The organism is Rhabdothermincola salaria (genome assembly GCF_021246445.1).
Taxonomy (GTDB): domain Bacteria; phylum Actinomycetota; class Acidimicrobiia; order Acidimicrobiales; family Acidimicrobilacustridaceae; genus Rhabdothermincola_A; species Rhabdothermincola_A salaria.
Genome location: NZ_JAJQXW010000003.1, coordinates 262788 through 284326 on the forward strand (window position 1 = coordinate 262788; position 21539 = coordinate 284326).

Sequence of the window (21539 nt, forward strand, 5' to 3'; positions counted from 1 at the left end):
TCAGTCGTGCTCGGCCAGCTGCGCGGCGCGCTCGTCGCCCACGAGCGCGTCGACCACCTCGTCGAGCTCCCCCGCCAGCACCTTGTCGAGCTTGTAGAGGGTGAGCCCGATGCGGTGGTCCGTGACCCGGTTCTCCTTGAAGTTGTAGGTGCGCACCTTCTCGGAGCGGCCGCCGCCGCCGACCTGGGCGCGACGGGCGCCCGACGCCTCCGACGCCTGGCGTTCCTGCTCGGCCTGCAGCAACCGGCTGCGCAGCACGCGCAGCGCCTTCTCGCGGTTCTGGATCTGGCTCTTCTCGTCCTGCATGGCCACCACCACGCCCGTGGGCAGGTGGGTGATGCGCACCGCCGAATCGGTGGTGTTGACCGACTGCCCTCCCGGCCCCGAGGAGCGGTAGACGTCGATGCGCAGGTCGTTGGGGTCGATGGCGACGTCGACCTCGTCGGCCTCGGGGAGCACGGTGACGGTGGCCGACGAGGTGTGGATGCGGCCCTGGCTCTCGGTCACCGGGACCCGCTGCACCCGATGGGGGCCGCCCTCGTGCTTCATGCGGGTCCAGACGCCGTCGCCGGCCAGACGGAAGGTGATGTCGCTGTAGCCACCGAGGTCCGACTCCTGGGCGTCCATGATCTCGAACCTCCAGCCCATGCGGGCGGCGAAGGCGCGGTACATCTCGAACAGGTCCCGGGCGAAGAGGTTCGCCTCCTCACCGCCCTCGGCCCCGCGCACCTCGACGATGACGTTGCGCCCGGCGTTGGGATCGCTCGGCAGCAACAGGAGCTTCACCTCTTCGTCGAGGCGGGCGATGGCCGCCTCGGCGGCGTCGATCTCGTCGCGGAGCATGACTCGGTCGTCGCCGTCGGCGTCGCCGTACATCTCCCGGGCCGTGGCCAGGTCGGCCGAGGCCTGACGCAGCTCACGCAGACGGTCGACGAGACCGCCGAGCTCCCGATAGCGGCGGCTCAGCTCCGCGTAGCGGCGCTGGTCGGCGATGATCGCCGGGTCGGCGAGAGATCGCTCGACCTCGGCCAGCTCGCGCTCGAGGCCGTCGAGGCGGTCGACGAGGCTCATCGGGGCCGGGGCCGGCCGCGCAGGCCGTGGCGCCAGTCGCCGGGCACGGGGTGGAGCTCGGCCGGACGGGCGAGGTCGTCGACCAACCGGCGGGTCACCGGGTGGGCGTCTCGCTCGGGGACCACGACGACGAGGCGGGCCTCCGGCTGGAGCGCCTGGCGGGCATCGGCAGCCGCGGGCACCAGGTCGAGGTCGATCCCCACCGAGCAGGCCACCACGACGGGCGTGCCGTCGGGGTCGTCGCCGAACGCGACGGCGGGCGCCACGTCCTTGACCCCGTCGCGGGCGATGGTGGGCTCAGCCGGCGCCAGTTGGCGGGCCCCGACGGCGGCGGGGTCGGCCATGACGATCGAACGCAGCCACCGCTCGGCGGCCAGGCGTCCGAGCGGGTGCGCCTCGGCGTCGCTGGCGCGGTGGCGTCGCACCTGGTCGACCACCCCGGCCAGGGCCTCGGCGGTCGGGACCTCGCCGTGGAGCATGGCGAAGGCCTCGCGGTCGTGTCGCCCGACGCCCACCTCGATGCGAGCCGTCGTTTCCCCGGTGGCGTCGCGGTCGTCGACGACGACCCGAGCCACCTCGAGTCCGAGGACCTCGCCGCGGATCTCGCCCCGCTCGACGACGACCTCGACCCCCGCACCGTGCAGCAACGCCACCTGCTCGCGGGCGATGGCCGGCGGCTCGAGGGCCGGTGGCGGGTCGACCGGTTCGGCCGGACGGATGGAGCGTCCCTCCACCTGCCACACCCGAGGTGGACGACCGAACAGCTCGGCGCGGCGAGCGAGCACCCCGGCCGCCTCGACGTCGTCGACGATGAGGTGCAGCTCGCCGAGTCGCTCCCGTCGGGCCCAGACCAGCGCTCGGCCGAGCCCGGCACCGGGCCGTTCGTCGAGCATGACCCAGCCCCGTTCGCCGGCGCGCAGGGTCGCCCCCCCGGGGAAGGTCCCGGGGACGACGTCGTCCGTCGGGGCCGGGTCGATGGCGTCGGAGATGAGCGCCCGCAACTTGGCTGCGAGCAGGCGAGAACGCTGTTCCGGGTCGAGGGAGACGGCTGGCCCCTTGGGACGAGTGGCCGCGAGCGGACCGGTGCTACTTGCCGCGGCGCTTGCCGTAGCGCTTCTCGAACTTCTCGATGCGCCCGCCGGTGTCCACCAGCTTCTGCTTGCCCGTGTAGAAGGGGTGGCACTCACTGCAGAGCTCCGAGGTGAGCTCGGACCTGGTGGATCGCGTCGTGAACGTGTTGCCACACGAGCACTTCACCGTGGCTTCGGCGTAGTCGGGATGGATGTCGGCCTTCATGGCGCACTCCGGAGGGAAAGAACGGACTGTCAAGTGTGCCGGTCGCGAGCTGGAATCGCAATCCGACGGGTGTGGGGACCGGGTCTCAGGCCTTGCCGAGCTCGTCGAGGAAGGCCTCGTTGGTCTTGAACTGGCCCAGGCGGTCGACGAGCATCTCGAGGCCGGCGCCACCGCGGCCGGACTCCGCGGCGAGGCCGCTCAGCACCCGACGCAGCTTCCAGACCTTGTCGAGCTGCTTGCGCTCGAAGAGGAGCTCCTCGTGACGGGTCGAGGATCCGTCGACGTCGATCGCCGGGTAGATCCGCCGCTCGGCCAGGCGTCGATCGAGGCGGAGCTCCATGTTCCCCGTGCCCTTGAACTCCTCGAAGATGACCTCGTCCATCTTGGAGCCGGTCTCGACCAGCGCCGTGGCGAGGATGGTGAGGGACCCACCCTCTTCGAGGTTGCGGGCGGCACCGAAGAACTTCTTGGGCGGGTAGAGCGCGGCGGTGTCGATGCCTCCGCTCATCACCCGACCGGTACCGGGGGCGGCCAGGTTGTAGGCGCGGGCCAGGCGAGTGATGCCGTCGAGGATCACCACCACGTCCTTGCCCTCCTCGACCAGGCGCTTGGCCCGCTCGATGGCGAGCTCGGCGACGGCCGTGTGCTCCTCGACGGGCCGGTCGAAGGTCGACGCCACCACCTCGCCGTTCACCGAACGACGCATGTCGGTGACCTCTTCGGGGCGCTCGTCCACGAGGAGCACCATCAGGTGCACCTCCGGGTCATTGGCCTCGATCGCCTTGGCGATCTGCTTCATGACCGTCGTCTTGCCCGCCTTGGGCGGCGACACGATGAGCCCCCGCTGGCCCTTGCCGATGGGGCAGATGAGGTCGATGATGCGGGCCGTCATGTCGTAGGGGCTCGACGTCCGTTCGAGGCGGAGCCGCTCGTCCGGGAACAACGGCGTGAGGTCCTCGAAGCGGCGACGCTGGCGGGCCGCGTCGAGGTCCACGCCGTTGACCGACTCGATGCGCAGCAGCGCCGGGTTCTTCTCGCTGCGGGTCGCCGGACGGCTGGTGCCCTTGATCAGGTCACCGGGCCGCAGCGAGAACTGACGGGCCTGCTTGACCGACACGTAGACGTCGTCGCGGCTGGGGAGATACCCCCGGACGCGGATGAAGCCGTAGCCCTCGTCCCGCAGATCGAGGAAGCCCTCCGCCTCGAGCGGCTCACCGGAGAAGGGCTCGTCGCCCCGATCCCCACGATCGTTGCGCTCGCCTCGCTCACCACGGTCTCCGCCACGGTCACGGCCCCGGCGGCGGCGCCGGCGGCTGCCGGACTCACCCTCGTTGCCGGCCTGATCGTGGCCGGCCTGAACGTTGCCCGCCTGGTCGGGGCCGGCTCGGTCTCTGCCCGCTCGGTCGTCGCCCGCCTGGTCGTCGGTGCTCCGGGCCGTGTCGCCACGACCGGCGGAGGTGGTCTCGTCGGCGCGATCACGCGAGCCACCGGCGGTGTCGGCCGAGTCCTCGCTGCTCGACGCGGCCCGGCCGGCACCGGCCTGCTGGCCACGGCCCCGCGACGATGAGGCCGCTCGGCTCTCGGAGGTCCCCGACGTGTCCGACGACGCGGCGGCCTCCTCGGTGGCCGCCTTGGAACGGCGCGAACGACGCGACCGCGGCGCCGCGTCCTCGCTCTGCGCCTCCTGCGAGCTCGTCGCCTCGTCGGGGGCGGCCGCCTCGCCGTCCGTCGCGGGCACCGCCTTCTCGGAGCCTGCCCGCGACGTCCCCTTCGCGGACGAGTCCTTCGCCGACACCGACGCCGGCGTCTCGCTCGCCTCGTCGGGGACGGACTGGTCCTCGGTGACACCTGTCAGCTCGAGGATGAGGTCGACGATGTCGGCCTTCTTGGCTCGCGAGCCGGGCTTGCCGCCCAACGCCGTGGCGATGGTCATGAGCTCGTCTCGGTCCTTGCGGGCGAGCGCCGATCGTTCGAGCTGCTGGGACTCCGCGCTCATGTCTGTGTGGACCTCGTGTGGGGAGAAGGGCTTGGGCCGCTCGCGCTCGTCGAGACGACGAGTCGGTCGGGAGCGCCGCGCCGGCGGCTGCCGGGGCCGGGTACCGCACGGTCGTGCGCTCGGGTGGAGCGGTCCGGGACGTGCGGTGTGCCGTCGCCGAGGCGACCGGTCGGGCGCTCGGGGAGCACCGTCGGCGGTCGACGGGCGGGCCAACCGTACCGGTGGGGGGTGGCGCCGGGCAACCCCTGCCGTCCTCCCCGGTGCGTTCCGGGACGGCTCGAGGGTCGGCGACGCCGGATCCCGCCCCTTCGGGCCGTCGACGAGGAGGACCGACGGCGATCTCGGACCTCTTCGTCATCCACCCTCGGACCCGGCGCCGTAGAACCGCCGACCACTCGATCAGTGGTAATTGCCCGGGAGGGCGCCAGAGGCCGCCGTGGCCTCGACTCCCGGACGGGACCCAAGGAGAACCACCACCGATGACCACGATCCGCCGGAGGCCGCTCGTCGTCGCCTTCGCCCTCCTCGCCGCCATCGCCGTGGCCATCCCCACCTTCGGGGTGGGCCGGGCCTCGGCCGTCGACTCCCAGGTGTACATCGTGCACGGCATCCCCGGCGTCCCCGTCGACGTCTATGCCGGCGGCACGGCCGAGGCCAACCGGATCCTCACCGACTTCCAGCCGGGCGCCACCGCCGGTCCGCTCCCCATCCCCGAAGGCCCCCTCCCTGTCGTGGTCGTGGCCACCGGTGACGACCCGACCGTGCCCGCCAACCAGGTGATCGACCAGACCCTCGACGTCCCGGGCGGCGCCGACCTGTCGGTCGTGGCCAACGTCCAGGGAGGCACCCCGAACCTCCAGGCCTTCGCCAACGACCTGAGCGAGGTGGCCGAGGGCTCGTCCCGCGTGACCGTGCGCCACACCGCCGACGCCCCGGCCGTGCAGGTCCTGGTGAACGGCGAGGTGGCCATCCCCGACCTGGCCCCCGGCGCCCAGGCCTCGGCCGTGCTGCCCGCCGGCACCTACGACATCGCCGTCCAGCTCACCGACGGCACGCCGCTGCCCGCCCTCTCCCCTGGCAGCGTCGAGATCCCGGCCGCCAAGAACGTCATCGTCTACGCGGTGGGATCGGCGAGCAACGTCGACTTCCCGCTCGGGCTGGTCCAGCAGGTGCTCGACGTCCCCGTCACCCCGGCTCCGGCTCCGGCCCCGGCGCCCGCCCCGGCTCCGAGCCATGCCGCTCCCGTGGCCGCTGTCCCCTCGGTGACCGGCTGACCCCTTCGGCACCCGCCGTCGACGCCGGTCTCCGACCGGCACGCGCAGAGGCCCGGCCATCGGCCGGGCCTCTGCCGCGCGTCGACCGCCTCGGTCAGGACCGGATCAGGCGGGCCATGAGCTCGTGGCCCGGAACCGGCTCGAGCCCCTCGACCCCCGACTCGCTGTACGTGCCGCCTGCTCCGTCGACGGCGGAGTCGACGAGCAGGTACGGCACCGGCTCGGAGGTGTGGGTGCGGGTGGCCAACGGGGTGGCGTGGTCGGGCAGGAGCAGGAGCCGCCACGGTCCCATGGCGTCGAGCCCCGGGACGAGGTCGGCCAGGATGCGACGATCCCAGTTCTCCAGAGCCTTCACCTTCTCCTCGACGTCCCCGGCATGGCCGGCCTCGTCGCTCGCCTCGACGTGGAGGATGAACAGGTCCGCCCCGCCGGCCAGAGCCTCGAGAGCGCAGTCGCGCTTGCCCTCGTAGTCGGTGTCGTACCAGCCCGTCGCCGTGGGCAGGTCGACCGCCCGCACGTCGGTGAGCACGCCGAGCCCTCGCACCAGGTCGACGGCGGTCACGAGGGCGGCGTCGAGACCGTAGGTCTCGGCGAAGGAGGGCATCTGGGGCTGGAACCCCTGGCCCCAGAGCCAGATCTGGTTGGCCCCGATGGGCGAGGGGCCCACGATGGCGCGAGAGGCGTCCATGAGCCGCTGCAGCGAGGGCGCGGCCGGCCCGGTGGGCCACACGGCGGCCTGGCCGGTGAGGTCGTGGGGAGGCGTGCACTCCGCCTCCACCCAGTCCTTGGGGGCCACCACGATGTGGCGGTACTGCACGCCGGGGTGGAACGACACGCCGTCGCCCCCCAGCTCGGCCTGCAACGACTCGACGACCGCCGCGGCCTCCTCGGTGGAGGGATGGCCGCCGGCGAAGTCGACCATGGTCCCGTCGTCGCCGATGGTCACGAGGTTGCAGCGGTAGGCGACCTGGTCGGACTCGAGCTTCAAGCCGAGGGCGGCCGCCTCGATGGGGGCGCGACCGGTGTGGTAGCGGGCCGGGTCGTATCCGAAGATCGACATGTTGCCGACGTCGGAGCCAGGAGGGAACCCGTCCGGGATCACCGCCGCCCGCCCCACCTCGCCGCGGGCGGCCAGCGCCCGCAGGTTGGGCAGGTCGGCCGCTTCGAGGGGCGTGCGCCCTCCGAGCTCGGCCACCGGCTCGTCGGCACAACCGTCGGGGACGCAGACCACGTACTTCATGACCTCGATGATGGCCCAACGCCGCTCCGGCCGGGGCATCGAACCCGGTGAGCCCCTACGGGGGCCGACTCAGCCGAGCGTGTCGTCGATGACGTCGCGGACCACGGCGACGTCGTCATCGACCACGTCGTAGCGCTCGGGGCGATCGAAGAGGTCGGCCAGGTGCGTCGGCAACGGCGGGCGCACGCCCGTGGCCGCCTCGACGGCGTCGGGGAACTTGGCCGGGTGGGCGGTGGCCAGCACCACCATGGGCACGTCGGCGTCGCGGCGGGACTGTTCGGCCGCCGCCAGGCCGACCGCGGTGTGGGGATCGACGAACAGCCCGGTGCGCTCGTGGAGCGCGCGGATGGTCCTGGTGGTGCCCTCGTCGTCGACCCGGGTACCGGTCCAGTGCTCGCTCAGCAGGTCGAGTCGGTCTGGTTCGAGGGCGACGGTGCCCTCGGCCCGGAAGCGCGACATGAGCTCGGCCACCGCCGTGCCGTCGCGGCCGAACAGCTCGAACAGGAGCCGCTCGAGGTTGGACGAGACCTGGATGTCCATGCTCGGGCTGAGGGTGGGGTGGACCTCGCCGATGGTCATCGCCCCGGTGGTCAGGAACTGGGTGAGGATGTCGTTGCGGTTGGAGGCCACCACGAACTGGCTGATGGGCACGCCCATGCGCTGGGCGGCGTACCCGGCGAACACGTTGCCGAAGTTCCCGGTGGGCACCGAGAACGCCACCGGCCGGCTGCCGCCCGCCCCGAGGCGAGCGGCAGTGGTGACGTAGTAGACGATCTGGGCCATCACCCGGGCCCAGTTGATGGAGTTCACCGCGGAGAGGTGGCGGCGATCACGGAATTCGGTGTCGGCGAACAACGCCTTCACCAGGTCCTGGCAGTCGTCGAACGTGCCCCGCACCGCCAAGTTGTGCACGTTGTCGGCCAGCACCGTGGTCATCTGGCGGCGCTGCACCTCCGAGACCCGCTCGTGGGGGTGCAGGACGAAGATGTCGATGGCGGCCCGGTCGCGACAGGCGTCGATGGCCGCCGAACCGGTGTCGCCCGATGTCGCCCCGACGATGGTGACGCGCTCGCCCCGCTGGCCCAGCACGTGGTCGAACAACCGGCCCACCAGCTGCAGGGCGACGTCCTTGAAGGCCAGCGTGGGGCCGTGGAAGAGCTCGGCCAGCCAGAGGCCGTCGCCCAGGTCGGTGAGGGGCACGACCTCGGCCGCGTCGAAGGTGGCGTAGGCCGCGGCGACGATGTCGGCGAACACGTCGGCGTCGATCGAGCCCTCGACGAAGGGCCACATCACCTCGACGGCAACGTCGGCGTACGACATGGAGGCGAACCGCTCGAGCGAGCCGTCGGGCAGCGTCGGCCAGGACGCGGGCACGTAGAGCCCGCCGTCGCGGGCCAGCCCGGCGAGGAGGACATCGGCGAAGTCGAGCTCGGGTGCCGCCCCTCTGGTGGAGACGTAGTGCAGAGGGCTCACCGGAAGCCGCTCTCGTCACTGAGGACGCGGATCACGCTGCCCACCTTGAGCACGATGTCGAGGTCGGACAGCTCCTGCAGGGTCTGGGTGAGGTCGCGCTCGCGGGCCAGATGGGTGACGAACTCGAGTCGGGCCTGCCCTCGTACCGGCGGGGCGGTCGGGTCGGTCGTCGGGGCTTCCTGCTCCATGGAGGCGATGGAGACCCCGTGGTCGCTGAAGGCCCCGGCGACGGCGGCCAGCACGCCCGGCCGGTCGGCGGTCTCGATGCTCACGTAGAACGCCGAGGTGAGCTCGTCGACCGGCCGCAGGGGCATGTCGCTGAAGCTGCCGAGGCTGGCGTGGTTGTTGCGCTGGCGATTGGACGCGGCGTCGATGAGGTCGCCGAGCAGGGCGCTGGCGGTGGGGCCGCCACCCGCCCCGCGCCCGTAGAACATGAGGTCGCCGACGGACTTGCCCTGCACGAAGATGGCGTTGAAGCTCTCGCGCACCGAGGCCAACGGGTGGGTGTCGGGCACGAAGGCCGGGTGCACCCGGGCGACGATGCGGTTGCCTTCGGGGCCGCTGAAGCGCTCGGCCACCGAGAGGAGCTTCACGACGAAGCCGTGCCGGCCGGCGAAGGCGATGTCATCGGCGGTGATGCCGCGGATGCCCTCGCAATCGACATCGGAGGCCCGCACCCGGGCCCCGAAGGCCAGCGAGGCCACGATGGCGATCTTGGCCCCGGCGTCGAAGCCGTCGACGTCGGCGGTGGGATCGGCCTCGGCGAACCCCAGCTCCTGGGCCTCGGCGAGCGCCTCGGTGTAGTCGGCTCCCGCCTCGGTCATCCGAGTGAGGATGTAGTTGGTGGTGCCGTTCATGATGCCGAGCACCCGGAACACCGGCTCGCCCAGCAGCGACTCGCGCAACGGCCGTACGAAGGGGATGCCCCCGGCGACGGCGGCCTCGAACAACAGGTCGACCTTGGCGTGTTCGGCGGCGGCGAACACCTCCGGCCCGACCGCGGCCAACAGCTCCTTGTTGGCGGTGACGACCGGCTTGCCGGCGGCGATGGCCGACAGGACCAGGTCTTGGGCCGGCACCACACCGCCCATCACCTCGACGATCACGTCGATGTCGGGATCGGCCACGATGGCGGCGGGCTCACCGGTGAAGACCTCCGGGGGGAGGTCGACTTCGCGAGCCTTGCCCATGTCGCGCACCGCCACCCGGGCGATCTCCAGGCGCAGGCCGGTGCGGGACTCGATGAAGTCGCCCTGACGGGCCACGAGGTTGATGAGCGATGAGCCGACGGTGCCGCATCCGAGCACCCCGACCTTCACGACGGGTCCGTTCACCGGCGAGAGGCTACCGGCGCCGCCGGCCGGTGCCCGACGTGGCGTCCGCCGACGAGCAGGGCCGCTTGCCGTCCTATCCTCGGGCGCCATGCCCACCGCCGACACCCCGACGTTCCCGCCCGAGGTCGTGGAGGCCATCGCTCGCCACATGAACGACGACCACGCCGACGACAACGTGCGCATCTGCCAGGGTCTCGGCGGACGTCCGGACGCCGAGACCGCGACGATGACCGGGGTCGACGGCGACGGCATCGACTTCGTGGTCACCGGCCCCGACGGCGACGCGGCGGTGCGCATCGAGTGGCCCGAACGGATCACCGAGCGCCCCCAGGTGCGAGTGGCCGTCGTCGAGCTGCACGAGCGGGCCTGCGCGGCCCTGGGCATCGAGCGACCCGCCGCCGAAGAGCACTGAGGTGCCACGCGGGGCAGGCGCGCCGGACTCCGCCCGCCAGGCGGGTCGTGAGGCGCTGTTCGGCGCCTTCGCCGAGCTCCTCTACGAGCAGGGCTACGACGCCATCAGCCTCGCCGACGTGGCGGCCCGGGCCGGGGTGTCGCGGACATCGGTCTACAACTACTTCTCGGACAAGGACGCCTTGGTGGTGGCCTATGCCGACCACGAGTCGACCGCCTACGCGGGGGCCCTGCGAGCCGAGCTCGAAGAGATCGACAACCCCGTCGACCGGCTGCGCGCGCTCATCGCGTCGCAACTGCGCTACTTCGCCAGCCACCACCTCCCGCCGGGCCGTGACCTGCGCGTGGCCATCTCTCCGGCGGCCTACCAGCGGGTCGCGCAGCACGCGGTCGTGCTCGAGGGCATCCTGCGCCAGGTCCTGCGCGAGGCCGTCGCCGAGGGGTACCTGCCCGACGACGACGTCGAGGGCGCCATGCCGCTGGTGACCGCGTGCATCGACCGCGGCGCAGCCGAGGACCGTGACCCCGATGCCCTCACCGAGAGCATCGAGGTCACGACCACGTTCGTACTGCGGGCCCTGGGGGTCCGGCTGGGCCCTAGCGGTCGTCCCCGCCGGGTCGCACCTCGGCCCGGCGCCTGATCGCAGCCGTACCGGCCACGCCGGCACCCCCGAGCAGCAGGGCGGCGGCGGTCCACCACAGGGCGGACGAGTCCGAGCCGGTGTAGGGCAGGGTGCCGGTGGCGACACCGACGGGAGTCGCTCCCCCGCCGACGCCGGTGACCCCGCCGGTGGTGCCATCCGTCGTGGGCCGGCCTTCGGCGACGTCGGGCACCGAGCTCAGCTCGAGCACGACGGTGAGCGGATCCAGGGCGTCACCGGCGGCGTAGAAGTCCGAGAACGCCGGTACCCCGGCCTCGGTGAGGCTGGCGGCGATGGCGGGCCAGGTCACGGTGGCGGCCACCCGACCGGGCGTGCCCGCGACGCTGAGGGTGGCCAGCACGACGTCGTCGTGGACCTCGGCGGCCTGGAGCGAGGTGAACGACGAGGGCACCGTGGCACCGAGCGCGCCGGGGGCCAGCGGGGTGCTCTCGACGTCGGCCACGAGCACACCGGTGACACCGTCGACGTCGACCCGGATGTCGGAGAGCTGCAGGTCGAGCTGTCCGCCGTGACCGGTGAAGCGCACGGCTCCGCCGAAGCCGGCGTCGACGCGCTGGCCGTCGGGGGCGACCTCACCCACGCCCGGCTGGGCCGGGAAGCGGAAGGTGCCGTCGGGGTTGGTGCTGGCGCCGCCGGTCGTCGCGATCGAGCCCTGGGCGATGCCCCCGGTGACGTAGCTGTGGAACGAGGCCTTGACGCCCCAGTCGAGGTGGCCACCCACGATCTGCAGCGGCCCCGTGGGTGCGGCGGTGGTGGGAGGCATGGTCGGGGGAGGCGTGGTCGGGGTCGGTGCGACGGTGGTGGACGTGGTCGGCGGGACGGTGGTCGGCGGGACGGTGGTGGACGTGGTCGGCGGGACGGTGGTCGACGTGGTCGACGTGGTCGGCGGGACGGTGGTCGACGTGGGCGGTGGGACGGTGGTCGACGTGGTCGGCGTCGGCTCCGACGCGAACGACATGGGGACGTACAGCTCCTGGGCGGGGTTGGTCGCGCCGCTGGCCGGGTACGTGTACACGCCGTAGTTGCCGGCCACGGCGTCGGCCATCTCGACCGGGAGCTGGGCGGTGAACGTGCCGTCGGGAGCCAGCTCCACGTAGCTCCCGGTCGGCGACAGGACCGGTGCCAGCGCGGCCGGGGCGGCCCACCTCTGCGCGATCACCTCACGGCTCGACGAGGCGGCCCCTTCCGATGGCCGCCAGTCATCGGCGAACTTGCCGAACGCCACGTACACGCCGGCCGGCTGACCGTTCGCCGGCGGCCGAGAACCGATGTTGGCCGCCGGGTCGAACCCGGCGCCCGTCACCGTCACCGTCTCCCCGTCACGGTCCAGATCCGTCGTCTTCGACACCGACAGCGCGGGCTCCCACACCGGCGTGTCGTCGGCGCTCACCGGGCTGGCCACGATCGCCGCGGCGGCGAGCACGACGAACGCCAACAGTGCTCGCCGCGTCGTTCTGGTGGGGGACCTCCGCTGGGAGGTGTCGTCGGTGTCCATGTCGCTCCTCGAGGGTCGGACAACCTTCACAAGGTTATTAGGTATGCCTACTACGCTGCGTCAGGGTACGCAGTCACGGGCGACGAGCGCAAGACGGGTCCACCGTCGTGGCGGGCCCGATCGCCTCAGCGGAGAGCGCGGCGAGGAAGCACGAGCAGAGCGCCGGTCTCGGGGTGGCGGAGGACCTCGATGTCGTGGTCGTACACCGCCCCCAGGCGCGTGGGCGTGAGCACCTCGGCGGGCGGGCCATCGGCCACCACGTGTCCACCGGCGACCACCACCACCCGGTCGGCGTGGGCCGCCGCCAGCCCCAGGTCGTGCAACACCACCACCACCCCGTCGCCGGCGTCGGCGCGCTGCCGTGCCGTCTCCAGCACCAGCTCCTGGTGGTGCAGGTCCAGCGCGGCGGTGGGTTCGTCGAGCAGGACCAACTGGGCCTGCTGGGCCAGCACCCGGGCCAGGGCCACCCGGGCCCGCTCGCCACCCGAGAGGGTGGGGAAGGTGCGCGCCGCCAGATGGGACGTGTCGGTCGTGGCCAAGGCCGCCCGGACCACGGCGTCGTCGCGGTCGTCGTCCCCCAGGCCGGCCCACGGGGCCCGACCCATCCGGACCACGTCCACGACCCGGAACGGGAAGGCGACCGCCACCTGCTGGAGCAACACCGCCCGACGCCGGGCCAGCTCACCCGGCGGCATCGCCGAGATGGCGCGCCCGTCGAGCTCGACGACCCCACCGACCACGGCCACGTCGCCGGCCAGCGCCCCGAGGAGCGTGGACTTGCCGGCGCCGTTGGGGCCCACCAGCGCCACCAGCTCTCCGGCCCGGACGTCGAGCGATGCGTCGTGCAGGATCGTGGTGCCCCCGAGGTCGACGCGCAGGGATCGGGCCACCACCAGGGACCCGCCCCGGCCCACCCGCTCGGGCACCAGGTCCCTGTCTCGGCGACCGCGCCCTCCGCCGGCCAGCCGGGCCAGGAGGGCCGTCACGCCCAGCCGCCCTGGCGGGCCCGGGTGCGACGCAGCAGCCAGAAGAAGAAGGGGCTGCCCACCAGCGCGGTCAGCACGCCGAGCGGCACCTCAGCCGGGGCGGCCACCGTGCGCGCCGCCAGGTCGGCGCCGACGACGATGACGGCGCCACCCAGGGCCGACGCCACCAGCAACAACCGGTGGGAGGGCCCCGCGACCATGCGCACGAGGTGGGGGACGACCAGGCCGACGAAGAGGACGATCCCCGACACCGCCACCGCGGCGGCGGTGAGCACGGCCACGATCACCAGCATCTGCACACGGAGGCGTTCGACGTCGACGCCGAGGTGACGGGCCGAGCGCTCTCCCAGAGAGAGCAGGTCGAGCTGGTGGGCCTTGGTGACGGCCAGCACCACCCCCAACAGCGCCAACGGGGCCACCGCCGCCACCTTGGGCCAGGTGGCCTGGGCCACGCTGCCGAGCTGCCAGAAGGTGATGCTGCGCAGCTGGGCGTCGGTGGAGAAGTAGGTGAGCAGCCCCATGACCGCACCGGTGAGCGCGTTCACCGCGATGCCGGTGAGGATCAGGGTGACCACCTCGGTGCGCCCGTTGGCCCGAGAGGCCAGGTAGACCACCACGACGGTGAGCAGACCGCCGACGAAGGCGGCCAGGCTGAGGCTCCAGTTCCCCAACACCGTGAAGCCCACCACGATGGAGGCCACCGCGCCCATGGCCGCTCCGGAGGAGACCCCGACGATGCCGGGCTCGGCGAGGGGGTTGGCGAAGGTGCCCTGCATGGCCGCGCCGGCACAGCCCAGGGCGGCGCCCACGAGCACGGCGAGGGCGACACGCGGGAAGCGGACCTCCCAGAGCACCGACTCGGCGACGCCCGTGGGGGCGGTGCCCACCTGGAGTCCCACGCGGTCGAGCACCGAGGAGAGCACCTCGAGCGGCGACACCGGGAACGACCCGATGGCCGCAGCGGCCACCGACATGGCGAGGAGAGCCAGCGACAGGAGGCCGAGGAGGACGGGGCCGTGCAGGAGTGGCCGAGTCGCGGCGACGACGTCCTCGAGGTCGTCGCCGTCGGAGCCGCCCGGCAGCTCGGCGGAGGTCCCGGGCGGCGCCTCGGCCAGGTCGGTCACGATGCCGATCCGTCGGTGTGGATCGCCTCGATGAGCTCGGCGAGGGCGAGCGGGGTGCGCGAGCCGAAGCTGTAGAGGATGCCGTCCTCGACGGTCACCACCCGCCGGCTCGCGGCGGCGGGTGTCTGGGCGATCCCGGGCATGGCCAGGAGCTCGTCGATGCCGCCGACCGACTCGAGGCCGCTGCCGGTGAGCAGGATCACGTCCGGCGCGGCCTCGACCATGGCCTCGCTGGTGATCGGGGTGAACGGTCGGTCGAGGCCGATGGCGCGGCCGGCGTCCTCTCCGCCGGCTGCGGCGATCATCGAATCGGCACCCGACCCCTCTCCGCCGAGCAGGTACACGCCTGCCTGGCCGCGCAGGTACAAGAAGGCGACCAGGGGCTCGGAGCCTTCCGGGATGGTGTCGCGGGCGTCGGCGATCTCCCGCTCGGTCCGGTCGACGAGGTCTTCCCCGGCGGCGGGCACGCCCAGCGCCTCGGCGATGGTGCGGATGCGCGGCGTGATGTCGTCGATGCTCATCGGCATCTCGAGCACCACCACTGCGATGCCGGCGGCGCGGATCTGGTCGAGGGCTTCGGGTGGACCGGTGTCGGTCTGGGCCAGCACCACCGTCGGCTCGAGCGACAGCACCGATTCGGTGCTCACGTCGTGGGCCCGGGTGACGATCGGGAGGTCCTCCGTGCCGGGGAAGGTGGCCGACACGTCTCGCCCCACGACGCGGTCGCCGAGGCCGAGGGCGAACACGATCTCGGAGAGGTTGCCCCACAACGGCAGGATGCGAGAGGCGTCGGTGACGGTGACGATGGTGCCATCGGCGGAACGGACCTCGGCGGGAAGGACGGGCGTGGGCGCGGTGGCGACCGGCGAGAGCTCCACCCCGTCGCCTTCCGGGGTCCCGATCGAGGTGGCCGCACCGCACGCCGAGGCTCCGAGCGTGACCGCGAGGAGCAGCGCGGCCACGGCGAAGAGGCGACGGCACCGGTGGCGGCGCATCTCAGGACGCCTCTGCCGACGAGTCCCGGCGGCGCAGGACCAACGCGGCGCCGCCCCCCGCGAGGAGCACCAGGACCACGACGATGCCGACCCACGCACCGGCCCCTGGTCCGCCGCTGCCCTCACCGTCGGCGGAAGCCAGCTCGGCCTCCTCGTCGAAGCGCTCCTCGACCCCGGTGGTGGTGGTGGTGGCCTCGGTGGTCGTGGTGGTCTCCGGCGGCACCGTGGTGGTCGTCGTCTCGGGGACCGTCTCCGGCACGGTCTCGGGCGGAACGGCAGCCGGGGGTTCCGTCGCCGGAGGGGCGACCGGGGCGGCGAAGCTCACCGGCACGATGCCGTCCTGGCCGCGGTCGCTGGCCCGGGTGTGGTCGTTGCGGGTGGAGATGGCGCACTGCACCACCCGGCAGTCGACGTCGGGGTTGAGCATGGCGGACGGGCGCAGCGTGACCGAGAACGATCCGCCCGGTCCGTAGGGGACGGTCAGCCCCTGCGCATAGGGCGGCGGGTTCGACGAGATCCAGTGCGAGAGACCGCCGGAGCCCTCCACGGCCACGCCGCCGCCACACGGCGACGGCGGCGACCCGGGCGGGGGGACGACGCAGAAGGCGACGTAGATCCCCTTGTTCACGTCGAAGCACGAGCCCGTGACGGTGACCGTCTCGCCGTTCGGGTCGAGGCCCTGGGACTTCGACACCGTCAGCACGGGGCCGCAGCCCTGGGCCGACGCGGGCTCGGCGGAGGGTCCGACGGCGAAGGCCCCGATCGCCACCAGGACCACGGCGACGCCCAGCAGCCCCCGCCTGGCGAGAGCGGATCGGCGGGCTGCGACGCCTTCGCGTCTCGTGGTCGACTTCTGCGGTGCGGTGCGCATCGCCGGTCCTCCTCCTGCCCGTGCGACACGGACGTGACAGCTCGTAATAGGTCTGCCTAACATCCGATGCCAACACAGCTAACCAGCGATGGGTGAGCGGTGGCAAGCAGGCCCCCGGGTCGGATGTCACCGCCACGGCCTGGACGACCACCGCCGGGCGGCGGGGAGGAGCACACCGTGTCCACGACCGAGCAGGATCGAACCGACGGCGCGACGGCAGCGTTCTCCGAGGCGGTGAAGGCCGCTTCCTGGGAGGTCCACGAGCACGCCGAGCACTCCCGGTACATGCAGGACCTCATGGCCGGGCGGCTCGACCGGGCGGCCTACGCCCGGCTCGTCGCCCAGCAGTACTTCGCCTACCGGGACCTGGAGGCGGCCTCGCAGCGCATGGCCGACGATCCCATCGGGTCCCGCTTCGTCTTCCCGGAGCTGTACCGCCTCCCGGCTCTGCACGCCGACCTCGACGCCCTCTTGGGCCGCGGATGGCGATCCAGCATCGAGCCCACGCCTGCCACGGCCGCCTACTGCGGCCGCCTCCGCGACGTGGCCGCCACCGACCCCGGCGCCTATGTGGCCCACCACTACGTGCGCTACATGGGCGACCTCTCCGGTGGTCAGGTCATCCGGCGGGTCGTCGAGCGCACCTACGACATCGCCGACCACGCCGGCACCAGCTTCTACGTCTTCGACCGCGTCGACCCCAAGGCGTTCAAGCAGCAGTACCGCCTCCGGCTCGACGCCACGCCCTGGACCGAGCCGGAGAAGGCCCGCATCATCGACGAGGTGCTGCTCGCCTACCGCCTCAACACCGACGTCCTGGCCGAGCTCGCCTGAGTCCGAGGGGTACCCGCCCCCATGACCAGCTCGCGTCGACGGCTGTGAGGGTCCGTCGACGAGGGTCGGCCCGCCCGCCGGGGGGCTGGACACCCCGGCGGGTGGGACCGCCCGTCCCGCGTGGGCGCCGTCGGGTCAGGCGCGGACGACGCCCACCAGGGCGACGGTGGCCGTCACCGCCAACAGCACGGTGACCACCTGGCGGAACCGTTCGGGGCCCACACGACCGCGGTGGCGCAACCCCAGACCGAACCCGAGCCCCAGGCCCGGGAGGGCGGCCGCCAGCGCCCACCAGATGTCAGCGTCGTAGCGCCCCCCGAGGGCGAACAGCGCGACGGTGAGCACGCCGGAGCCGGCCAGCACCGCGGTGAGCGTGCCGCGAAAGCGCGGCGGGGGGAGGTGCCGGGCGTGCAGGGCCATGACCAGCGGGGGGCCGTTGGTGGCCAGGGCCGTGTTGAGCGCCCCACTGACCGCACCGGCCGCGGCGTCGACCCCACGGCTGGCCCGTGACGGTCGGCGGCCCAGCAGGTCGACTGCCAGGAACGTGACGATCACCCCGACGAGGACGAGCCGTAGTTGGCGCTCGGTCGTGACGACCAGGACGAGGAACCCGAAGGGAGCGCCCACCGCCGCCCCACCCAGCATCCACGCCACGGTGCGCCGATCGGCGTGGGCGCGTTCGGCCCACGCCTGACCGGAGCTGGTGAGCACCCCGAGCGTCGCCGCGATCACCACGGCCGTCTCCGGCGGGACGACCAGGGACATGAACGGCACGGCCAGCAGGGCGAAGCCGAAACCGGTGACGGTCTGCACCCCGGCCGCCATGGCCACCACCACGGCGACGAGGACGACCTCGGTGCCGGTCACCGTGGGCGTCAGACGACGTCGAGGGAGAGGAGGTCGTCGGCGGTCTCCCGACGCACCACCAGCCGGGCGTCGCCGTCGGCCACGAACACGACCGCCGGCCGGGGGACCTTGTTGTACGTGGACCCCATCGAGTGGCCGTAGGCCCCGGTGACGGGCGTGGCCAGGACGTCGCCGACGACGAGGTCGGCCGGCACCCGGGCGTCGCGGACGAGCACGTCGCCGCTCTCGCAGTGCTTGCCCACCACGGTGACGACCCGGGGCCGCTCGGCCTGCACGGCGCGGGGCAGGAACGCCTCGTAGCCGCTGCCGTAGAGCACCGGGCGGGGGTTGTCGCTCATGCCCCCGTCGACCGAGACGTAGGTGCGGATGCCGGGGATGTCCTTGATGGTGCCCACCCGGTAGAGCGTCATCCCGGCCTGGGCCACCAGCGCCCGGCCCGGCTCGGCCGTCACCGTGGCGGTGATGCCGGCCTCGGCCACGGCGCGCCGCACCGCGGCCCCCCATTCGGTGATGGAAGGGGCCTCCTCGCCCTCCACGTAGGCCACACCCAGCCCCCCGCCGAGGGACAGCTCCGGCAGGTCGTGGCGCTGCACGAACGGGGCCAGCGCCTCGACCGCCAGCTCGAAGAAGCGGGCCTCGAACACCTGGGACCCGATGTGGGCGTGCACCCCGACCAGGTCGAAGGCGGGTGAGGCCCGCACCGCCTCCACCGCCCGGTCGGCGTCGCCGACCTTCAACCCGAAACCGAACTTGGAGTCGTCCTGGCCGGTGCGCACGAACTCGTGGGTGTGAGCCTCGACGCCGGGCGTGATGCGCAGCAGCGCCCGTGCCGGAGGGAGACCCTCGGCGACCAGGCGCTCGATGCGGGCGATCTCGTCGAAGGAGTCGACCACCACCCGGCCCACGCCTTCCTCGAGCGCCCGTCGCAGCTCCGGCTCGCTCTTGTTGTTGCCGTGCAGGACGAGGCGCTCCGGCGCGACCCCCGCGGCGCGGGCGACGTGGTACTCGCCACCGGTGGAGACGTCGAGGTTGCAGCCCTCCTCGCTGGCCAGGCGGGCCATGGCCATGCACAGGAAGGCCTTGGTGGCGTAGTTGACCCCGGGACCGAAGGCGGCGACCGCCTCACGGCACCGGGCTCGCAGGTGGGCCTCGTCGTAGACGAAGAGGGGCGTGCCGAACTCGCGGGCCAGCTCGAGGGTGTCGCAGCCACCGACGAGCAGTTGGCCCTGCTCCCCCACCGAGGCGGTCTGGGGCAGCAACGAGAACGGCAGGACGCTCACAGCTGGTCCGGTGCGCTCACGCCGAGCAGGTCCAGCCCGATCGCCAACCCCACCGCCGCCGCCTCGACCAGGGCCAGGCGGGCCTGGGTGAGCTCCGGGGAGACGCCCTCTCCCAGCACGTAGCAGTCGTGGTAGAAGCCGTGCACGGTGCCGGCCAGCTCGCGCACCCACGTGCTGATGCGGTGCGGGGCCCGGTCGTTGGCGGCGGCCACGACGGTGTCGGGCAGCTCGGAGAGGGCCCGCAGGACATCGAGCTCGCGCTCGTGCACCAGCAGCGAGCGGTCGACGCCGGCCAGCGCCGAGGTGGCCACGCCCCGCTCGGCCGCCACCCGCTGGATGGAGCGGATGCGGGCGTAGGCCATCTGGACGTAGAAGACCGGGTTGTCCATGGCCCGGCTCTTCACCACGTCGTAGTCGAAGGTCTGCGTGGAGTCGATGGACTGCAGCAGATAGGTGAGCCGGGCCGAGTCGGCCCCGACCTCGTCGAGGACCTCGGCCAGCTCCACGATGTCGCCGGCTCGCTTGGAGAAGCGCACCGGTTGCCCGCCCTTGAGCAGGTTGACCAGCTGGATGATGGCGCACTCGAGCTCACCGGGGTCGTGGCCCAGGGCCTGCATGGCCGCCTTCATGCGGGGCACGTAGCCGTGGTGGTCGGCTCCCCACACGTCGATGAGCAGGTCGTGGCCCCGGGCGAACTTGTCGCGGTGGTAGGCGATGTCGGGCAGCAGGTAGGTGTACTCGCCGTCGCTCTTGACCAGGACGCGGTCCTTGTCGTCGCCGAAGTCGGTGGAGCGCAGCCACACCGCCCCGTCGTGGTCGTACACCACCCCCCGCTCACGCAGGTCGGCCAGGGTGGTGGTGATGGCGCCGGACTCGACCATCGACCGTTCGCTGAACCACACGTCGAAGTGCACGTTCATGCGCCGCAGCGTCTCGCGGTGGTCCTCGACCGCCCGGGCCTCGCCCCACTCCAGCAGGTCGGCCCCTTCGGGGATCTCGGCCGCCCAGTCGACGATGTACTGGCCCTGGTAGCCGCCCTCGGGCACGTCCTCGCCCCGCTGGCGAGCGGCCAGGGAGGCGACGAAGAGCTGCATCTGGGTGCCGCGGTCGTTGAGGTAGTTCTCGCGGCTCACCACGTGCCCGGTGCGCTCGAGGACCCGGGCCAGCGAGTCGCCGTAGGCCGCGCCTCGACCGTGGCCGGCGTGCAACGGTCCTGTGGGGTTGGCGCTCACGAACTCCACCAGCACCCGGGCGCCACCACCCATGTCGCTGCGGGCGTAGCCCTCGACCCCGGCCTCGAGAACCTCGCCGAGCACGTCGTGGAGCCACGAGTCAGCCAGGCGGAAGTTCACGAACCCGGGTCCGGCCACCTCGACGGCGGTGACGTGCGCCGGCGGGTCGGCCTCGAGCACCTGGGCCAGGCGGGTGGCCAGGTCGCGAGGGTTCCAGCCGGCCTTCTTGGCCGCCACCAGCGCCACGTTGGACGACCAGTCGCCGTGCTCTCGCCGCGCCGGACGTTCGAGGTTGATCGTCTCGGGAAGGGGATTGACCTCGAGGGTCGAGAGCGCCGTTCGCAGGGCGCCGGCGAGGTGGTCGCGGATCACGGGTGTCCTTCGACGATCGGGGGGTGTGGCGGAGGGGGATCCTACCGTCGCCTCCCGGCCGGGCCCGAGGCCGTTCGGCACCCGCCCGGCGGCGAGCCCGCCCGATGGCATCGATCCTTCCGTAGCGGCCGCGACGACGCGATGCTGAGTGGGTGAAGACCATCGGCAACGTCTTGTGGTTCGTGTTCGCCGGGCTCTGGCTGGCGCTCGGGTACGCCCTCGGTGGGCTGCTCATGTGCCTGACCATCATCGGCATCCCGTTCGGCATCCAGTCCTTCAAGCTCGCCCAGTTCTCGCTGTGGCCGTTCGGCCGCCGCGTGGTGCCCCGGGAACGCCGGGGAGGCTGCCTGGAGACGGTGGCCAACGTGGTGTGGCTGGTGCTGTTCGGCTGGGAGATCTTCCTCGTCCACATCCTCGGCGGCCTGCTCCTGTGCCTGACCGTCATCGGCATCCCGTTCGGCATCCAGGCGTTCAAGCTCTCGGTGCTGGCCCTGTGGCCCTTCGGCAACGAGATCGTCGAGGACCACTGACGAAGGACCACTGACGGAGCCGACCGAACGAGGCGCTATCGTTGCCCGACGGCCTGCGGGCCGCCGGCCGGGCCTCCTGGCCCACCAGCCCTCGTAGCTCAGGGGATAGAGCATCGGCCTCCGGAGCCGTGTGCGCAGGTTCGAATCCTGCCGAGGGCGCTCGTGTGATGTGGGGCTCGACCTGCGGGCGGGCGCA

The 21539-nt window shown here is 72.6% G+C and carries 20 protein-coding genes and 1 tRNA gene; 6 read left to right on the forward strand and 15 right to left on the reverse strand.

The window, feature by feature from the left end:
- The 4 genes from prfA to rho form a co-directional block, all read right to left on the reverse strand.
- Window positions 1-1071: a peptide chain release factor 1 gene (gene prfA / locus LUW87_RS14495; protein ID WP_232671906.1), complete on the reverse strand. Its 1071-nt coding sequence runs from the start codon at window positions 1069-1071 to the stop codon at window positions 1-3.
- Window positions 1068-2072, reverse strand: a complete 1005-nt coding sequence (locus LUW87_RS14500; RefSeq protein WP_232671907.1) for a hypothetical protein — start codon at window positions 2070-2072, stop codon at window positions 1068-1070. Before LUW87_RS14500 ends, prfA begins: the two co-directional genes overlap by 4 nt.
- 85 nt (window positions 2073-2157) lie before the next feature.
- Window positions 2158-2367, reverse strand: a complete 210-nt coding sequence (gene rpmE, locus LUW87_RS14505) for a 50S ribosomal protein L31 (protein ID WP_232671908.1) — start codon at window positions 2365-2367, stop codon at window positions 2158-2160.
- Between the two features lie 85 nt (window positions 2368-2452).
- A complete protein-coding gene (rho, locus tag LUW87_RS14510; RefSeq protein ID WP_232671909.1) occupies window positions 2453-4363 on the reverse strand; it encodes a transcription termination factor Rho in 1911 nt (636 codons plus the stop codon).
- A gap of 479 nt (window positions 4364-4842) precedes the next feature.
- Here rho and LUW87_RS14515 point away from each other — a divergent pair, with 479 nt between their 5' ends.
- Window positions 4843-5637 (forward strand): DUF4397 domain-containing protein, encoded by a 795-nt coding sequence (locus LUW87_RS14515; protein ID WP_232671910.1) that lies wholly within the window; start codon window positions 4843-4845, stop codon window positions 5635-5637.
- A 94-nt stretch (window positions 5638-5731) separates the two neighbouring features.
- Here LUW87_RS14515 and LUW87_RS14520 read toward each other — a convergent pair whose 3' ends face one another.
- From LUW87_RS14520 to LUW87_RS14530, 3 genes are read right to left on the reverse strand one after another with little or no spacing between them, the layout of a single operon-like run.
- Window positions 5732-6916, reverse strand: coding sequence for a cofactor-independent phosphoglycerate mutase (locus LUW87_RS14520; protein WP_232671911.1), 1185 nt, complete (start codon window positions 6914-6916; stop codon window positions 5732-5734).
- Window positions 6917-6946: 30 nt separating this feature from the next.
- Entirely contained in the window at window positions 6947-8341 is a 1395-nt protein-coding gene (gene thrC, locus LUW87_RS14525) for a threonine synthase (RefSeq protein WP_249420454.1), read from the reverse strand.
- A 5-nt stretch (window positions 8342-8346) separates the two neighbouring features.
- Complete coding sequence (locus tag LUW87_RS14530; protein WP_232671913.1) at window positions 8347-9684, reverse strand: homoserine dehydrogenase; 1338 nt, start codon at window positions 9682-9684, stop codon at window positions 8347-8349.
- A gap of 88 nt (window positions 9685-9772) precedes the next feature.
- Here LUW87_RS14530 and LUW87_RS14535 point away from each other — a divergent pair, with 88 nt between their 5' ends.
- The gene (locus LUW87_RS14535; protein ID WP_232671914.1) at window positions 9773-10096 is read left to right on the forward strand and encodes a DUF2470 domain-containing protein; all 324 of its coding nucleotides are present in this window, start codon (window positions 9773-9775) and stop codon (window positions 10094-10096) included.
- 1 nt (window position 10097) lies between these two features.
- Window positions 10098-10736 carry a TetR/AcrR family transcriptional regulator gene (locus LUW87_RS14540; protein ID WP_232671915.1) on the forward strand — a complete coding sequence of 213 codons (639 nt, stop codon included), beginning with the start codon at window positions 10098-10100 and terminating at the stop codon, window positions 10734-10736.
- Here the strand turns inward: LUW87_RS14540 and LUW87_RS14545 are convergent.
- From LUW87_RS14545 to LUW87_RS14565, 5 genes are all read right to left on the reverse strand, one after another.
- Window positions 10693-12252 carry an HtaA domain-containing protein gene (locus tag LUW87_RS14545; protein WP_232671916.1) on the reverse strand — a complete coding sequence of 520 codons (1560 nt, stop codon included), beginning with the start codon at window positions 12250-12252 and terminating at the stop codon, window positions 10693-10695. The genes LUW87_RS14540 and LUW87_RS14545 overlap by 44 nt on opposite strands.
- Before the next feature lie 125 nt (window positions 12253-12377).
- Window positions 12378-13238, reverse strand: a complete 861-nt coding sequence (locus tag LUW87_RS14550) for a heme ABC transporter ATP-binding protein (protein ID WP_232671917.1) — start codon at window positions 13236-13238, stop codon at window positions 12378-12380.
- Window positions 13235-14362, reverse strand: a complete 1128-nt coding sequence (locus LUW87_RS14555) for a FecCD family ABC transporter permease (protein WP_232671918.1) — start codon at window positions 14360-14362, stop codon at window positions 13235-13237. The genes LUW87_RS14550 and LUW87_RS14555 overlap by 4 nt, the downstream gene beginning before the upstream one ends.
- Entirely contained in the window at window positions 14359-15357 is a 999-nt protein-coding gene (locus LUW87_RS14560; protein ID WP_232671919.1) for a heme/hemin ABC transporter substrate-binding protein, read from the reverse strand. The genes LUW87_RS14555 and LUW87_RS14560 overlap by 4 nt, the downstream gene beginning before the upstream one ends.
- A gap of 1 nt (window position 15358) precedes the next feature.
- Complete coding sequence (locus LUW87_RS14565; RefSeq protein ID WP_232671920.1) at window positions 15359-16228, reverse strand: hypothetical protein; 870 nt, start codon at window positions 16226-16228, stop codon at window positions 15359-15361.
- Window positions 16229-16405: 177 nt separating this feature from the next.
- On the opposite strand from LUW87_RS14565, the gene LUW87_RS14570 reads away from it, so the two are divergent.
- The gene (locus LUW87_RS14570; protein WP_232671921.1) at window positions 16406-17062 is read left to right on the forward strand and encodes a biliverdin-producing heme oxygenase; all 657 of its coding nucleotides are present in this window, start codon (window positions 16406-16408) and stop codon (window positions 17060-17062) included.
- Window positions 17063-17197: 135 nt separating this feature from the next.
- Here LUW87_RS14570 and LUW87_RS14575 read toward each other — a convergent pair whose 3' ends face one another.
- From LUW87_RS14575 to argS, 3 genes are read right to left on the reverse strand one after another with little or no spacing between them, the layout of a single operon-like run.
- Window positions 17198-17929 carry a sulfite exporter TauE/SafE family protein gene (locus LUW87_RS14575; protein ID WP_232671922.1) on the reverse strand — a complete coding sequence of 244 codons (732 nt, stop codon included), beginning with the start codon at window positions 17927-17929 and terminating at the stop codon, window positions 17198-17200.
- Between the two features lie 8 nt (window positions 17930-17937).
- Entirely contained in the window at window positions 17938-19209 is a 1272-nt protein-coding gene (lysA, locus tag LUW87_RS14580; RefSeq protein ID WP_232671923.1) for a diaminopimelate decarboxylase, read from the reverse strand.
- The gene (gene argS / locus LUW87_RS14585; RefSeq protein ID WP_232671924.1) at window positions 19206-20813 is read right to left on the reverse strand and encodes an arginine--tRNA ligase; all 1608 of its coding nucleotides are present in this window, start codon (window positions 20811-20813) and stop codon (window positions 19206-19208) included. The genes lysA and argS overlap by 4 nt, the downstream gene beginning before the upstream one ends.
- 152 nt (window positions 20814-20965) lie before the next feature.
- On the opposite strand from argS, the gene LUW87_RS14590 reads away from it, so the two are divergent.
- Window positions 20966-21343, forward strand: a complete 378-nt coding sequence (locus tag LUW87_RS14590; RefSeq protein ID WP_232671925.1) for a YccF domain-containing protein — start codon at window positions 20966-20968, stop codon at window positions 21341-21343.
- An 87-nt stretch (window positions 21344-21430) separates the two neighbouring features.
- Window positions 21431-21502: transfer RNA gene (locus LUW87_RS14595), tRNA-Arg, on the forward strand.
- Window positions 21503-21539 lie beyond the last annotated feature (37 nt).